Annotated in this window: 16 protein-coding genes; 7 read left to right on the top strand and 9 right to left on the bottom strand. The window is 56.0% G+C overall.

The window, feature by feature from the left end; all coding sequences use genetic code 11:
- Positions 1–49: 49 nt before the first annotated feature.
- From ACR0DH_RS04180 to ACR0DH_RS04160, 5 genes are all read left to right on the top strand, one after another.
- Positions 50–1,069: a hypothetical protein gene (locus ACR0DH_RS04180; protein ID WP_480547364.1), complete on the top strand. Its 1,020-nt coding sequence runs from the start codon at positions 50–52 to the stop codon at positions 1,067–1,069.
- A 269-nt stretch (positions 1,070–1,338) separates the two neighbouring features.
- Positions 1,339–1,584: a hypothetical protein gene (locus ACR0DH_RS04175; protein ID WP_480547362.1), complete on the top strand. Its 246-nt coding sequence runs from the start codon at positions 1,339–1,341 to the stop codon at positions 1,582–1,584.
- Positions 1,572–2,354 carry a hypothetical protein gene (locus ACR0DH_RS04170; RefSeq protein WP_480547360.1) on the top strand — a complete coding sequence of 261 codons (783 nt, stop codon included), beginning with the start codon at positions 1,572–1,574 and terminating at the stop codon, positions 2,352–2,354. Before ACR0DH_RS04175 ends, ACR0DH_RS04170 begins: the two co-directional genes overlap by 13 nt.
- Entirely contained in the window at positions 2,348–2,572 is a 225-nt protein-coding gene (locus ACR0DH_RS04165; RefSeq protein WP_480547358.1) for a DDE-type integrase/transposase/recombinase, read from the top strand. The genes ACR0DH_RS04170 and ACR0DH_RS04165 overlap by 7 nt, the downstream gene beginning before the upstream one ends.
- Positions 2,573–3,239: 667 nt before the next feature.
- Entirely contained in the window at positions 3,240–3,788 is a 549-nt protein-coding gene (locus tag ACR0DH_RS04160) for a cold-shock protein (RefSeq protein ID WP_480547356.1), read from the top strand.
- A 376-nt stretch (positions 3,789–4,164) separates the two neighbouring features.
- Here the strand turns inward: ACR0DH_RS04160 and ACR0DH_RS04155 are convergent, their stop codons facing one another.
- From ACR0DH_RS04155 to ACR0DH_RS04125, 7 genes are read right to left on the bottom strand one after another with little or no spacing between them, the layout of a single operon-like run.
- Positions 4,165–4,629 (bottom strand): SRPBCC family protein, encoded by a 465-nt coding sequence (locus tag ACR0DH_RS04155; RefSeq protein ID WP_480547354.1) that lies wholly within the window; start codon positions 4,627–4,629, stop codon positions 4,165–4,167.
- Complete coding sequence (locus ACR0DH_RS04150; protein ID WP_480547352.1) at positions 4,626–5,576, bottom strand: DMT family transporter; 951 nt, start codon at positions 5,574–5,576, stop codon at positions 4,626–4,628. The genes ACR0DH_RS04155 and ACR0DH_RS04150 overlap by 4 nt, the downstream gene beginning before the upstream one ends.
- Positions 5,573–6,352, bottom strand: coding sequence for an alpha/beta fold hydrolase (locus tag ACR0DH_RS04145; protein WP_480547350.1), 780 nt, complete (start codon positions 6,350–6,352; stop codon positions 5,573–5,575). The genes ACR0DH_RS04150 and ACR0DH_RS04145 overlap by 4 nt, the downstream gene beginning before the upstream one ends.
- Positions 6,349–7,449, bottom strand: coding sequence for a S66 family peptidase (locus ACR0DH_RS04140; RefSeq protein ID WP_480547348.1), 1,101 nt, complete (start codon positions 7,447–7,449; stop codon positions 6,349–6,351). The genes ACR0DH_RS04145 and ACR0DH_RS04140 overlap by 4 nt, the downstream gene beginning before the upstream one ends.
- Positions 7,450–7,454: 5 nt before the next feature.
- Positions 7,455–8,051: a DUF5946 family protein gene (locus ACR0DH_RS04135; RefSeq protein ID WP_480852344.1), complete on the bottom strand. Its 597-nt coding sequence runs from the start codon at positions 8,049–8,051 to the stop codon at positions 7,455–7,457.
- The gene (locus ACR0DH_RS04130) at positions 8,051–8,611 is read right to left on the bottom strand and encodes a GNAT family N-acetyltransferase (RefSeq protein ID WP_480547344.1); all 561 of its coding nucleotides are present in this window, start codon (positions 8,609–8,611) and stop codon (positions 8,051–8,053) included. The genes ACR0DH_RS04135 and ACR0DH_RS04130 overlap by 1 nt, the downstream gene beginning before the upstream one ends.
- Positions 8,612–8,669: 58 nt before the next feature.
- The gene (locus ACR0DH_RS04125; protein ID WP_480547342.1) at positions 8,670–9,866 is read right to left on the bottom strand and encodes an ABC transporter substrate-binding protein; all 1,197 of its coding nucleotides are present in this window, start codon (positions 9,864–9,866) and stop codon (positions 8,670–8,672) included.
- Between the two features lie 231 nt (positions 9,867–10,097).
- Here ACR0DH_RS04125 and ACR0DH_RS04120 point away from each other — a divergent pair, with 231 nt between their 5' ends.
- Entirely contained in the window at positions 10,098–12,551 is a 2,454-nt protein-coding gene (locus ACR0DH_RS04120; protein WP_480547340.1) for an alpha/beta fold hydrolase, read from the top strand.
- An 81-nt stretch (positions 12,552–12,632) separates the two neighbouring features.
- Here the strand turns inward: ACR0DH_RS04120 and ACR0DH_RS04115 are convergent, their stop codons facing one another.
- Together ACR0DH_RS04115 and ACR0DH_RS04110 are read right to left on the bottom strand one after the other, a co-directional pair.
- Positions 12,633–12,923 carry a type II toxin-antitoxin system RelE/ParE family toxin gene (locus tag ACR0DH_RS04115; RefSeq protein ID WP_480547338.1) on the bottom strand — a complete coding sequence of 97 codons (291 nt, stop codon included), beginning with the start codon at positions 12,921–12,923 and terminating at the stop codon, positions 12,633–12,635.
- On the bottom strand, positions 12,923–13,168 hold the full coding sequence (locus ACR0DH_RS04110) for a type II toxin-antitoxin system ParD family antitoxin (RefSeq protein ID WP_480547336.1): 246 nt from the start codon (positions 13,166–13,168) through the stop codon (positions 12,923–12,925). The genes ACR0DH_RS04115 and ACR0DH_RS04110 overlap by 1 nt, the downstream gene beginning before the upstream one ends.
- A gap of 122 nt (positions 13,169–13,290) precedes the next feature.
- On the opposite strand from ACR0DH_RS04110, the gene ACR0DH_RS04105 reads away from it, so the two are divergent.
- The gene (locus tag ACR0DH_RS04105; RefSeq protein ID WP_480547334.1) at positions 13,291–13,926 is read left to right on the top strand and encodes a tyrosine-type recombinase/integrase; all 636 of its coding nucleotides are present in this window, start codon (positions 13,291–13,293) and stop codon (positions 13,924–13,926) included.
- Positions 13,927–14,209: the final 283 nt, after the last annotated feature.

The raw sequence follows: 14,209 nt of genomic DNA, 5'->3' as shown, positions 1-14,209 counted from the left end.
CAACCTGGTAAATTTTATAATAGGGCAAGCCGTGCTCCCGCAGACCGTCATGTGCGACCTCGTTCGCCTAAGCTTTGCCGTGCAAGAAGAATTGACGGTTGTGAAGCGTGACGGAGCAAAGGTCGACTACCCATCGCCCTTCGATCTAATTGCATTGGCAGAAACCGATGCCACTGAAGTGAATTTGGCTTTGCCTCTGAGGGCCCTGACGAAGATATCTGTTTTGGCCACTGCGGCAGCGGATCTAACAGGTGCATCTATTGAATGGCTAGCCCTGCAAACAGATATTGCGATTTGGTGTACCCATGATTTTGATCATACAGATCAACGGGTTTGGGCACAGATGCCCAATAAGTTGAAGGATCACGCAATCCTGGTTTCGATCAACTCGGGACGCGAGCGCGATGAAACCGAAGCGCGCCTTTGCGCTGAATTTGGGTCTGAGTTTCTGGACTTTGTTTGCCTTTCACCTGAGGACGCCTCGCAGGCCCGGTCGGGCTCTAGTTTGGACAAGATCCTGTTTCGTGCATCAGGCGGGCACAAACTGATCTCGATTCTAAGGCGCGACATTGACGCGGCGAGAGAGCACGCTACGGGGCAGGCTGAACTGTTCCTGCAAGGTAAGGTTGGCCTTTTGGGTCCCGACGACGCTAGTATTGAAGATGCTCGAAATACGGTGACCGATCCTACGCGGCCGGTGGGGGAACCAACACTTGCCGCTAGTCCTATTCCAGATGCCATTCCGGCCCCCGACTTAGATGACGCAATTAACAAACTGTCCCGATTGAGTGACTCTCCCGCATTAGGCAGCGTATTTTCAAACTCTGATTTTCTGACCGAAATGGCAAAGGTTCTGGAAGAGATTGAACTCGATCTGGACGCGTGGTCGGATGACGTGAACATGCGGGGGGCATTCCAGATGCTGCGCGAGCTTGTAGACCTGGTTGAGCTGTTCCGGATCGAAGCAGAACGGGCAGATGTGACCGAGACCATCATGGCCACAATTCAGCTAAAGAGAGAATTATCTCGCGTCAAGATCTCAGAAAATACGAAAGATGCCCCGATATAGTCATATTACTTACCTATTGAACCTTAAAATCATCATGTGTGTTAAAGATGGTGATGGTTATGTCCATGGTTGTGCGGACAGGTAGTCAAGTCAGTTCCGATCAAAATGCTACTGGAGCTCAGGTCTTGCTGAATGATGGTTTGGGCCCCTTGAACGATCTCAGCAGCTACATTCAGTTTAGCAAAGAAAGACTGTTAGATATTGCAAGCCTCGGCGGTCGAAACACGTTAAAGAAACTGCGATCGATGTCACGCGATCTTGAGAATTTTATGCCTGAGATTACTTTCATCGGCCAGATCAAATCCGACAAAACATTCCTAGTCAATGCAATGGCGGGCAAGCCGGGTCTGCAGCTATCGGACGTTAACCCCTGGACCTCGGTTCTAATGTCACTGCACTTGAACGTCGAAGACAGCGGCAACTGTGTCACAGAGTTTCAGCTTTTGGACGCAGACGAGTGGGACATGTTGATCCAGAACTCGGGTCAAATCGGAGAAACCCGATGCCTGATTTGACCGATTTTCAAGGCAATTTGTCTAAGTTAGCGACATGCCGCTTTCCGTTTCTAAATGGAAGGCTGCCGTTGGAGGCTGCTGATCCAATGGCCGCAATTCTGCGTGAAATCGAAAACGCTGTGCTTGGGACAACACTGAGGTTCGTATCCGATGAGAACATTCTGGAATTGCAGGTCACAGGCCGCCGAGTGGTTCTAGTTTCGGACTGCAGTAATCCGGGATTTCAAGAGATCATTGACCAGACGCCTATCGTGAATTCCGACGACATCGTGAATCTGATCGTTAGTTTCACCGACGCAATTGGCCCCGCGTCTGATTTCGCTTTGATCCCAGGACCATTGCGTTCCGATTTGTACGGTGTTTCCGGAATGGTATCGGTCGCGGCAATCCGTCGAGGAATTCTTAGTGTGGCTAATCCCAATGACCACGGCTCAATGCTTAATGTCGTCTTACGTAGGTTGCAGAATCTTACATTAGCATCCTTGCAGTTTGGCATGGAGCGGACAGAGCACGCCAATGGCCCAGAAGGCTTGCTCTCTGATCTAAGGGATTTCCAGCAAAACAGGCTTGAGCAACTTCTCTCGGTCAAAGGACTAGTAGCTCCCCAAGTGCCTGAACCCGACTTGACCGTTCTAAGCGATACCATTGGCGCAGGCGTCTGCGTGGGACTCATCCGATGGGACACCGAGTTGGCCCTGATCGCCTTTGACGTTGCATCCTTGTTCGATGTCCTCAAAGAGTTCGAAGTTAAGCACAAAAGAGAATGCTGAAGTGGTTCGGCAATCAAGCCAAAATACAGACGATCAGGTCCAAATATTTGAACAACTTTACAGAACAGGATCGCAGATATATCAAACGGCGCGTACGGCACATGTGCTGGTTCAAGTCTTTCGGATCGGCTTCCGCAACATTGGATGGCATTGAGGTAGCCAACAAGATCCGCAAGAAGAAATTCTCTAGCGATACGATACGATTTCCAGCTTTCTGATGTTTGCTGATATCGCAGGATAGCAGCAACTGGCATCGCGCTAGCTCCGGTCGTTATAAAAATTTGCGACACAACCGGTAATCTCATGTGTTATTGCCGCATATGGCAGTTTCTGCAGAAGATATGTGTTTAGTCTGAGCAATCCCATAGATCCAACGAGACTCTTCACAATTCGTGGGAATTTATGAATAGAATGTTAACGAAGTGTTTCTCATCCATTCAATGGCAGTTTTGCATGTTGAGAATTGTTCGCTTTGGCGACAAGACTGCAAAACCAGAAAATGGGAGCGCTAAGGGGATCGGATGTTAGACTTTTTGCTGACTTTCAGTGCTGCTTCGACTTAGATCAATGTTGGTATTCTTGCGAGCTTCAATAATGCCTAGGAACAAGGACACTAAAATCGGTGCATGAACCATCAACCCCAGAAACTGCTATATTGAATGCTCTACGACTGCATGACAGCGATGCAGAGTATGGCGCGGCCATGTGGGCGGCATGTGTTCTGATGGCACTCCACAAAGAGCAGACTAATTTGTTGTCCGAATACGCAAACACATGGGCAAGCAAATCAGAACTCTCTGGCCTCAGAAAGTAGCCACCCAACCCTTTCACAAAGCTTAATAAATTTGACAAACAAATTTCACGTTTCCGAACAAGGGTAAGCCCGTGAAACTTGTAACGTTAGAAGGTAATTTGGTTTTGGACGGATCAACAATTGGTGGGGATGCCACACTGCGGCATATTGAGGGAACTTTGAAATGGTTCTCGGCCATGAAAGGATACGGTTTTGTGACCTGCAATGTGTCGGGCGAGGATGCCTTAATGCATCAGAACGCGCTGCATGATTTTAGCCAGACATCAATCGCAAACGGCTGCACACTAGAGGCATTTGCAAGTGTCAAACAGAGAGGACTCCAAATCGTTGAGATCCTGAGCATCCGGTCGGAGGCTTCCTGGACAGTCCCGCACAACAAGCAAATTGGACTCCAACCCATCAAGCCGACTTCAATGCTGCCTGCAAGGGTCAGGTGGTTCTGCAAGGAAAAGAACTACGGCTTCGTCAATGTCTTCGATTACACCAGAGACTGTTTCTTGCACACAAACGTACTTGAGAAAGCTGGACTCGGATCGGTCGATGTCGGAGAAGCACTATGCGTCGAAGTGATTGATCGGTCTGGCGGACGAGTTGTCGCCTCAGTTCGACCCTGGACCTGAGTCAGCTTCCGCTGGATAGTCGTTCAGAAGGATTAGGTATTCGCTTTCAAGTTGCGGATAACGATAATTCCACCCAGACAATCATCTACTGGGTATTGCCAAGTTGCTTGTTGTATGCACCGTCACATCTTCGCCAAACCCCCACGTTGAGCCCTACAAGGCCGGCCCATTGCGGACTCTCGGCGCCACGTGCTCATGCTGCAGTTGCGATCCAGAAAGCAGCCATTCGAAGAAAGCCCTTTGAAAAGCTTCGCCCTGGGGGATTGCTGCATGGATAGGACTGGCCTTAACCCGGCAGAGACGTCGATTTGCCATCAGTGTTATGCGATGTGGCATGGATTGAACGGCAAGACGCCTAAAGCGGCGCTCTGAAAATCTAGGTTTCTGCATGGTGCGTTTCACACCAGCTTTTCAAAGCCACAATCTCAAGAGAAAGAGCGGCATTGAGAGCTGGCTTGGCGAGTAGCCCAAATAACCGAGTTTCAAAAGATGCTGAAAGTTGGAGCCCTGAACGAGTTCCATTGCGCCTCCTCTGCAAAATGTGAACGGCGCGGAATTGCCGACCCACATCAACGGTGCGCCACACGGCAATATCTGGAGGGAGCAGCTTTTCCACCTTCCAGACCCGCGGGCGTTGGAACGGTTGTCGCAAACGAAAGCACGCATTCTCCGCAATCGTCTCAGTGTTGAGCAGAATGGCATCCTTAACTGTTGGGGACCAGGTCAGCCAAAAGGCGAGATCGATGGTTGCCGCCCACACGGTTTCTATCGGTGCATCAATGGAGATCCGTTTATCCACGAGGATGCATGACCGGTTCTTACTGCTTCTCGCTTGGCTCATGCTCTTGCTCCTGCGCGCTGAGTCTTCGCTGGTACTTTCCCAATATCGGCGTCACACGCGACAGCTTGTCTGCCACTACGCAGAAGCACGAATGTCCCTGATCCGATAATCAGCACCGCGCCAATGGCGTCGATTGCATCGAGTGTTTCACGGAAAAGCACAATGCCAATCACTGCTCCGCAGATCAGTCGCGTGTAACGGAACGGCGTGACGACGGAAATGTCTCCTGTCCGCATGGCTTCGGTGAGAGCCACATATCCAATGCCTCCGGCAACGGCTGCGGCCACGAGAGTCGCTACCTCCAAAAGGTTGAAGTGATGCGCAGGGACGCCCTCCCAGATCGCATAAACCAGCCCTGCCGCGACAACCGACGCGAAGCTATGAAACCCCAAGACCGCGTTTGGGATCGTTCGAGGTGCGGCGCGGGTCGCGAGATCGCGCAGCGCGAGGCCGAGCATGCCGAGGACCGCGAGCAAAGACATCGCTGTGAAATCTGTGGTCGCGGGACGCAGGATCAACGCAACGCCAATCAGGCCGACGATTATTCCGATCCAGCGACCGATGGAGACTCGCTCGTGAAAAAGGAACGCGGCGCCAGCGACCACGACCAGTGGCGCGGCCTGGAGGATCGCAACTGTTGAACTGAGGGCTGTCAACACGAGCGACAGCGTAAAGAACAGGCGTCCGAAGACCTCGAACCAGAAGCGTATGATAATGCTTGGATGCCAAATGGCCCGCGTGAAGGGCGATTGCCGCTTTGCGATGCAGAGCACTGCAAAGAACACCATGCCGAAGACACCAAATAGAACCATGACATGCGACACGGGGGCGGCACCTCCCACCAACTTCAGGAAAACGTCTTCCGCAGAAAACGCAACCATAGATGCCACCATCCAGAGACTTCCTGAAACGTTCTCGTGGCGTGTCGATCTGGTGAGCCCAGTCATATGCTATGCCTTTGCGTTCTGTCGGCCACGCCCCGCAAGATGTATCCCACGACGACGTCGGCGAATTGCGCCTCAGCCGGAAACCAATGCCCTCCGTTGCGGACGACGTGCAAATTCGCGCCGTGTCGCGCGGCAACCCGTTTGGCTGTTGCCAATGAAACAATTTTGTCCCGGTCTCCGGCGATAACTGTCACTGCTGTTTTTCCGGACAGTTCCGGGTCAAAGCGCCCTCCGCACGTCAGCGTGATAGCGTCGAAAAGAACACGACCACTGTCGGGAAGGAGAGTACGGGCAACTACTGGAGGGGGCGGATCGGGTTCGAAGCGGTGCTGACTGTCGAAGTGCAGAACGCCCGATGCCCAGTCGCGGCCGAAAGATATCCTGAAGAACAGCCTCTGCAGCCAGAGCGGAAAACCAGATGAAACCGAAGGAGGTGGCACCGGCGCAAGCAGAACCAAATGGGAACTGATGCCCTCTGCTGCCAAAACCGATGCTAGCAGAGCGCCATTGGAATGGCCGCAGACAATCGGCTTGCCATGCTCTTCGGCAAGATGTCTGGCGTGGCCTGTTGCCTCATCGAGCAGGTCAAGGAGTGTGGATTTCAGTGGTGAACCTTCAGACGTGTTCCGAAGCCGGTCTTGTTCCGCGAGAGTGGGATGGGCAACCCGGTGGCCGAACGACTCCAACACCCGCGCCAAAGGTGCAAGGGTTTCACCCGTTCCGCCGAGGCCATGCAGAAGCAGGATCGGAGGTTTTCTGGCCGCATCAGTTGTCATGCACTTTCGCCCCCGAGTGCAGTGCGTGAGGCGACCACTGCCTCGACAATTGAAAGGCTGACGCCGCTGCAGTCGATCTCCACGTTGGCGCCATACGGCAACACCATCATCGGATCGGTATGGCCGAAATCCAGCCCGGTGATCAGCGGGATGCTATCAGCGCCGTACTCGCCCAGAACTTTGGCGATCGCAGCACCATAGTCATCGTGCCGCTCGACAGCAACGCCGCCAGGACGACCGACAATCAGTCCGGACAGCCTGTTGAGGATCCCTTGAGCACCAAAGTTGCGCATCCATCGGGTGACGACCGAAGGCGCAGGAGCTTCTTCGGACGTCTCGTAGAAGAGGATTGCACCGTCCCAGTAGTCCGAGGGCGGCCAAAGTTCTGTGCCCTTCAGCATCTCAAGCACTTCGGCACAGCCCCCGATCAGGTGGCCAGTGACCCTGCCGGAACCCTGCCAAAGTCTTGGTGCGATCGAAGGCTGCAAGCGGCGTTGTCTGAGATGATTACCTGGCACCGACCAGTCGAGCCGCTTATCGGTCCAACCCTCGAAGCTGCGCGGCAGTTCACCGGCTGGCTCGGCCGAGAACAGGATGCGCCGGATTGCATTCTTCCCGAAATCAAACATGCCGCCGTTTTCGGCAAAACCAGACATGACTGTTGGGCCGTAGAAACTCGACAGGCCCGCTTTTAGGCAAGCGAAATGCAGGACGGTCGCATCGGAATAGCCAAGAAGAACCTTTGGATTATCGGCGATGACGTCGAGGTCGAGATGTGGAACCAGCCGGACGGCATCGTCCCCGCCAATGGATGCGACAATGGCCGCGATATCTTGATCTGCGAAGGCCTGCATCAGGTCTCCGGCACGCGCTTCTGGATTGCAATACAGCCAATCCGCGGGCTTTCGGGCATGCGGCATGACCACGGGCGCCAACCCAAATTCTTCAGCTAGGTACCGAAGGCCCATCTCAAAACGGTCCGGATAACAGGCGGGTCCTCCCCACGAGGGCGTCACAATTGCGACCCGATCACCCGGTGACAGGACTTTCGGTTTTGTCAGCGGTCTTCGCCAGGCTTTGAATGCGTCCCTATTCATGATGCTCATACCCTGCAAAGCCTGTCCGCCAGCTCGTGATAGGGCTCCCAATCTTCCAATACGCTCCAAGCATAGTCCTTCGTTGTCGAAAGGTGTCTGTCCGGCACTGAAAGGTCGACGATTGCGATCGAATGGCTTGAACGCGGCCAAGCCCGTCCAAGCGGTTTGAAATCGAATTCAGAGAGAGCACGGCGCAGGGCGACGACACGCGCTTCGGCTTGGCCAAGGCACAGTTGAGCGTAAAGCGCGGCGAGATGGACGTGAACCGAACGAATGCTGCGCAGGCCTGCTCCTTGACTGTGTTGGAGCACGTAGGCATCCGTCAAAAGCTGATGGGCCGGCCAATAACGGTGATCAGAGTAGTGCAATGCAAGGGCCTGCCCAAAGCGCGCCCAGCACCCCGCGGAAACCGTGAGGTAGTCGTGGACTGGGCCATCTGTTTCAGCGAAGCGACCCGAGCATCCGTCGCAAATGGTGGTTGGCATTCTATCGTTGTTTCTTCGATAGCGCGACCTGATCCACGGTTCGGGCCCCGACGCGCCTTGCTGCACGCCAAACTGTTTCTGACGCTTCCAAGGACGGGGCGTGTAGAAGATCTTCATCAGATATCTCGCGACATACGGTAGCCAGGCACGATCGCCCTACCACCCGAACCGACCATGACGTGCTCTTGGGTCTGCCATCCCGCAGCGCGGTAGAGCCGCTCGCCCGCGATCGTTGCTAGAAGCTGTGCTTCGCGGAAGCCCGCAAACCGCGCTGCTGCCAGTGCTGTGGCAAGAACCAGAGACCCAAGACCCCTCCGGGCGAAATCGGGATGTGTGTACATCGCTCGAATGCCGGCGGCGTCGATATCAGGGTTCAGGAGAGGCGCTTCATCCGCGCCGTGCGCATCGGGGTTGAACAGAGCCGCGCGGCAGGACCAGCCGCCACTTGCCGCGATCAAGCCGTCCACGGTCGCAACATAATAGGTTCCGTCCGCGATCAGCGCCGGGTCAAAGGGCGTGATCTGGCGCATTTCGTGGCGTTGCTCGGGTGTCATGAGCGGATCGAGAAGTGTCGAGATCGACAACTCCTTCATCTCCTCGAGCGCCGGACGATCCTCAAATGTGGCACGCCGGACCCCGATGACCGGCGTATCGTTTATGGCTTTCTGAAATGTCATTTTCCTGTTCCTGACTGCTGCCCCACCGATTGACTCGGTGAGGCGTTCGAGGTCACCGCTACCAGACACGCTGGGTCTCGAAGGCCGCGCCCTTTATTTCGATTTCACGGAAAGTGCCGGAGGCGTTGCCGCCCGTGTCGAACTCGACGTTGGAGACGCCGACATAATCGATGTCGCCACCCTCTGAGAGAATTCGGAGTCCTTCCGCCAACTCACCGACGTCGATCGGCGTGCCCGGTGCGTTTGCAACGCGCATCAGGTGTTCGGCGATCTCGCTCCGCTCCGCGGACCCGGCGGACTGCATTGCCAGCGCGATCAGGGCTGCCGCATCGTAGCTTTCACCCCGGAACGGGCCGACACCGGTGATCCCAGCCTCTGCGGCCAGTCCATCAAAGACCGAAGCTGCGTCGCTTTCCGAGCCGGGAACAGATCCGAAGGACCCTTCGAGTTGATCGCCAAGATCATCAAGAAGCGTGTCGCCAATCATGCCGTCCGGCAGGATGAAGCGATCGAAAGCGCCAAGGTCGAGCGCTGTCTGGATGATCTGGCGCCCGCCTTGGTCCACATACCCGATCACGAGAAGTTCGGACGCGCCCGACGACGCGAGCGTTGAGACCTCGGCAGTGTAGTCGCCTTTGCCGTCTTCATGAGCGGCAACGACACTCACGGTACCGCCGAGGGACTCGAAGGCGCGCGAGAAGGCATCCGACAGGCCCTTGCCGTAATCGTTGTTCGTATAGGTCACAGCAACTTCGTTGATGCCTCGTGCGATTGTAAGTTCAGCGAGCACTTCACCTTGGCGAGCGTCGGAAGGAGCGGTTCGAAAGAACAACCCGCGATCGTCGATGTCGCTTAGACCTGGGCTGGTCGCGGACGGCGACAGCGCCAGCACCCCGTTCGGAACAGCGACATTGGTTACGACCGATCCCGTGGCACCGGAGCAAGCCGCACCGAGGATAGCGGCGACACCGTCACCGACGAGTCGTTCCGCAGCTGCCGTCGCGGCGGCGGCATCGGCACAGGTGCTGTCGCCTCGGATGGGCTCGATGCTCCTGCCGCCGAGAAACAGACCCGAGGTGTTTATTTCTTCGAACGCGAGTTCTGCAGAGGATACCATATCGGGCGTCAGCGACTCGACGGGGCCCGTGAAGCCCATCAGCACGCCGATTTTCACGGTCTCGCTGTGCCCTTCGGCCCATGCCAGCGAGGACGCAAGCGAGAGCGCGGTCGTGGTTGCAAAAAGATGTTTCAGCATTTCAGTTCCTTTAGTGTCGAATCAAGCCTCATCCAGAGGCCGCCTCTTGCCGGTTCGCGACGAACCGCTCCCGGCACTTTCCCTTGAAGGGTCGTGCTTGCGGCCCGTCACGGGAAGCGTCTATACCCATCGGGGACAGCGAAGCTTGACGGAGCCCTGAGCGTTTCCTGAGGAATTCACTGTTGTTTCTGGTATTTTAAGTTCGGGCCTGCCCGGCCTTCGAAAAACGCGATGATCTATGCCTTTGAGAATTTCACGATCGACACCGATCGCTTTCAGTTATCCGGTCCCGACGGGCTCATCGACGCTGAGCCGCAGGCCCTCGAGTTCCTGATCCACATGATCCGGAACCGGGGCCAACTGGTCTCGAAGGAGGCGCTGCACGAAACTTTCTGGCCTGACCGCGTTGTGTCTGACGCGGCACTTTCCACGCTGGTAAGGTCGGCGCGAAGACTGGTGAATGACTCTGGCGAAGCGCAACGCATCATCGCCACGCGTCACGGCCGGGGCTTCATCTTCCGCTCAGAAGTTCGTGAGATTGCCGGTCCCGACATTGTGAGCGAAGCAATGCGTGACACCTCAAACCAGTTGAAACCTCGAGTCGAAGGCGCGCCGGCGATCGTGGTGCTGCCATTCGAAATCGTTGGCGATGCTTTTGATGCCAGCGGCCTCGGCGAAGGGATCACGGAAGAAGTCATGGCCGCTCTCGCCCGCACACGTTGGTTCCCACTCATCGCCCGCAACCGCGTGCGCACCTTCCTTGAACTACCCGCTGACGCACGCCATCCCTTCAAAGGTCTCGGGGCAACATACCTTGTCGAAGGCGGCGTGTTCCGCGATGGCGATGATGTGCGCCTTCATCTGCAACTGACCGACACAGAACCGGCGCTTCACATCCACGTCTCAAGGCATGACCTAACCTATCGCGGCTTGTTTAAGCTGTTGGACGAAGTCGCGACCATTGTTTCAGCGACGATCCAGCCCGAGCTTCTGAACGCCGAGAGACACAAGGCCAAAGGCACAGACCCCACCGAGCGCAGTGCCTGGCAGGAATTCGTCCTTGGCCAGCATCTGGTCTCGTCGCCAGACCGCACCGCGAACGAAACTGCACGGAAACACTTCGAGCATGCGTTGGCGCTTGAGCCCGGATCAGGCCGTATCCACGCCGGTCTCGCGATGACGCATCTCTGGGACTACAAATACGATTGGTCGGACAATGCGGAACTGTCACTCGGAGCGGCGGCCAGGGATGCAGAGCGCGCTTTGACACTTGCGCCCGATGATGGCTGGGCGTGGTCGATACTGGCGATCTGCAAACTCACTTTACGGCGCTTCGAAGCCGCAATGACCGACTCCGAGCGAGCCATCGAGATCGATCCTGCCTCTGCGATGGCCTACGGCTGCCATTCCTGGGTTCTGGCCTACTCGGGCCGCTATGACGACGCGCTGGTTGCGTTTGATCATGCGATGGCCCTTAGCCCGAATGATCGTCGCCGTGGACTCTGGCTGACCGGGCGTGGTGTGGCCCAATTCGGGTTGAACGACTTTGACGGGGCGCTCGCATCGGCGCGCGAACTGATCACGCTCAGTCCCGACCATCCCTCGGGGCACAGAATGAAGTGCGCCTCGCTCGCCTGCCTCGGGCGCGATGTCGAGGCGAGACGCGCAGCGAGCACTCTTCTAAGGCTCCTCCCGGACCATGATGTGGATGAGGCCATTGCACGTCAGCCGTTCAAATCTGGACTGGGTGAGGCCTATGCGACTGCTCTGAAAAGCGCAGGCCTCACGGGCGCAGGCCCGCGTCAGCCACGCTCTCAGGTTGCCCCGGTGCGAAGCGCCTCAGCCAATGCCTACCCAATCCAGTACACAATGGCGAAAGACGGTGTGCGCATCGCGTGGTCGCGCATCGGATCCGGTCCGCCGCTCTTGGCATCCGTTCGATGGCTCGGAAACCTTGCCCTGGATCACAAGAACCCGCTGTCCAGCGATATCGTTCGGCGGCTCGCAGAGCAGTTCACACTCATCCAGTTCGATCATCGCGGCATGGGCCAATCCGAACGCGACATTGACGACTTGAGTCTGCGGGAATTCGCTCTGGACTTGGCGGCCGTTGTCGAAGCGGCGGAACTGGACCGTTTCGCGTTGTTCACAATGAGCCACGGCGGGGCAATAGCCTTCGAGTACATGAGCCGACATCCGAACCGCGTGTCTCGGTTAGCCCTGTTTGGTGGCTGCTCCACTGGCTGGCGCCACCCGGAATGGGGCGAGATTACCGAAAGGACAGAAGCCATCATGGCAGTGGCACGCTTGGGCTGGGACTCGGAGGAACCGACTTTTCGACGCCTCACCGTAAAGGCAGTTGTCGGGGACGCGCCCCCTGCGATCTCTGCATGGTTCGACGACTACCTTCGACAGTCCATCGACGCGCAAACGTCGGTTCAAATGATCGAAGCAATTGCCGACTTTGACTACAACGACACACTGCGCAAGCTCGCGATCCCCACGCTCATCTTGCATGCCAATGACGATCACGCGGTCCCGATCGAGCACGGGCGGCTTGTTGCCAACACAATTCCGGGAGCGGTGTTCAGGGAGATTCCGTCGCGGAACAACGCATTTTCCCAGATAGATCCGGGTTGGGAAGGCACTCTAGAGGAAATTGCCGAATTCCTTCTCAAGGAGTGAAGATTATCCGGCCCATACCGGTCACTCGACTCGACCCCGGATTTCTGCAGCTGCCGCCCACTTTCCGGACATTCGTCGTGGCTACAAATGCCGTTCGACATCCATGCTTTGATGCAGAATTCTTATGATTGCGATCACTTCGCCTCGGACTTGAAAATAGATCGCATGCCGACCGACCAGCGCCTTTAGATATCCCTCCCGGACTTCGACTGGTCTGCCTTTCTTTTGGCCTTCGGCGAGTTCTTCAAACACATTGATTACATCGTTGGTGTAGATCTCAGCCTGATCAGCGGACCATGTTTCCGCGGTGTAGGCCCAAATGTCTTCGAGGTCAGCTTCCGCCATCGGCGACAGCATATAAGTCAGCGACATCAGTTGCTGTTCTTCTGACGCATTCGAGCTTGAAATGCCTCACGGTCAAACGATCGGGGTTCCCCCGAATTTTCGCCGGCAATCAAGGCTTCCTTTAGGGCCTGCACCTTGGCCTCGTGCTCCTCGAGTAGCCTCAGTCCAGCCCGCACGACATCGCTTGCCGATCCGTAGCGTCCATTGCTCACCTGAGTTTCGATAAACCCCGCGAAGTGGTCCCCGAGGGACATCGAAGTGTTTTTGGCCATCCGTTACCTCCTACCAGTCATCTATACCAATATTCGGTATTTTTCAATATCTCCGCGTGTGGTACTCTTTCATGTCAGCAGATTGACGATGTGGTGGCGTGCGGCGGATCGGAGGATCAGCCATGGAACCAACACCCAACCTACCTGCCATTCGTGCGCTTCGCCCGGCCTGGAACAAGGGCCGCATCGTCGGCCAGAAGCGCCCATTGAAACCCAAGCATGTATGGGCCATTCGGGTCAGGCTTGAGCTTGCGGAAAATCACCGCGATCTAGCCTTGTTCAACGTGGCCATCGATAGCAAGCTGCGCGGTTGTGATCTGGTCAAGATGAAAGTTGTCGATGTCATGTCATCCGGCCAGATCAAGGAGCGGCCGTCGGTGCTGCAAAGCAAAACGCAAAAGCCAGTGCGCTTTGAAATTTCTGAAGGCACTCGGGCATCCGTCGAGAAATGGATGGAAGACGAACTCATGATTGGTTCAGAGTATCTTTGGCCAGGTCGATTTCATGAGCGCTTGCATATCTCGACCCGCCAGTGTGCCCGGATAGTTCGCGACTGGGTCACGTCGATTGGTCTGGAGGCTAGTGCCTATGGCACGCATTCGATGCGGCGGACGAAGGTGACGCAAATATACAAAAAAACCGGCAACCTGCGCGCCGTTCAACTGTTGCTGGGCCACACGAAGATGGACAGCACCGTCAGATACCTCGGCGTCGAACTGGAAGATGCTTTGGCCATCGCAGAAGCCATTGAAATTTGACCATCATGGGTCGCCTTCACAGGCGGCCCAAAGCCGCCGTCCACCGACCGGGCCAGATGCTGCGGGTGCAGCCCGCACACCAGCCATTCGCCGCGAGTGCTAAGTCAGGCGACATCCAAACTCACAGTCCGCGGGACGAAGGAGACATCGACAAGAGTTCCTTCAATGTCTGCCTTCGCGGAAGAGCACTCTTTGCCAGCCACGCCAGTACGCTCAGATGTAGCGTGTTGAGATATTATCTACGCCTCGTTGCAAAAAAGCTGAGTTTCCATGACGTACGCAT

This window comes from Ruegeria sp. I1 (assembly GCF_056532675.1).
Note: the sequence above shows the minus strand (reverse complement) of the source record. Positions and strands in the feature narration are given on the sequence as shown.

Excerpts from the sequence above, each read along its gene's own strand:
- ACR0DH_RS04125 (WP_480547342.1), bottom strand. The coding sequence starts at position 9,866 with ATGCTGAAACATCTTTTTGCAACCACGACCGCGCTCTCGCTTGCGTCC.
- ACR0DH_RS04150 (WP_480547352.1), bottom strand. The coding sequence starts at position 5,576 with ATGACTGGGCTCACCAGATCGACACGCCACGAGAACGTTTCAGGAAGT.
- ACR0DH_RS04140 (WP_480547348.1), bottom strand. The coding sequence starts at position 7,449 with ATGAATAGGGACGCATTCAAAGCCTGGCGAAGACCGCTGACAAAACCG.
- ACR0DH_RS04175 (WP_480547362.1), top strand. The coding sequence starts at position 1,339 with ATGCCTGAGATTACTTTCATCGGCCAGATCAAATCCGACAAAACATTC.
- ACR0DH_RS04105 (WP_480547334.1), top strand. The coding sequence starts at position 13,291 with ATGGAACCAACACCCAACCTACCTGCCATTCGTGCGCTTCGCCCGGCC.
- ACR0DH_RS04145 (WP_480547350.1), bottom strand. The coding sequence starts at position 6,352 with ATGACAACTGATGCGGCCAGAAAACCTCCGATCCTGCTTCTGCATGGC.
- ACR0DH_RS04170 (WP_480547360.1), top strand. The coding sequence starts at position 1,572 with ATGCCTGATTTGACCGATTTTCAAGGCAATTTGTCTAAGTTAGCGACA.
- ACR0DH_RS04130 (WP_480547344.1), bottom strand. The coding sequence starts at position 8,611 with ATGACATTTCAGAAAGCCATAAACGATACGCCGGTCATCGGGGTCCGG.
- ACR0DH_RS04155 (WP_480547354.1), bottom strand. The coding sequence starts at position 4,629 with ATGAGCCAAGCGAGAAGCAGTAAGAACCGGTCATGCATCCTCGTGGAT.
- ACR0DH_RS04110 (WP_480547336.1), bottom strand. The coding sequence starts at position 13,168 with ATGGCCAAAAACACTTCGATGTCCCTCGGGGACCACTTCGCGGGGTTT.
- ACR0DH_RS04180 (WP_480547364.1), top strand. The coding sequence starts at position 50 with ATGTGCGACCTCGTTCGCCTAAGCTTTGCCGTGCAAGAAGAATTGACG.
- ACR0DH_RS04120 (WP_480547340.1), top strand. The coding sequence starts at position 10,098 with ATGATCTATGCCTTTGAGAATTTCACGATCGACACCGATCGCTTTCAG.
- ACR0DH_RS04115 (WP_480547338.1), bottom strand. The coding sequence starts at position 12,923 with ATGTCGCTGACTTATATGCTGTCGCCGATGGCGGAAGCTGACCTCGAA.
- ACR0DH_RS04135 (WP_480852344.1), bottom strand. The coding sequence starts at position 8,051 with ATGAAGATCTTCTACACGCCCCGTCCTTGGAAGCGTCAGAAACAGTTT.
- ACR0DH_RS04165 (WP_480547358.1), top strand. The coding sequence starts at position 2,348 with ATGCTGAAGTGGTTCGGCAATCAAGCCAAAATACAGACGATCAGGTCC.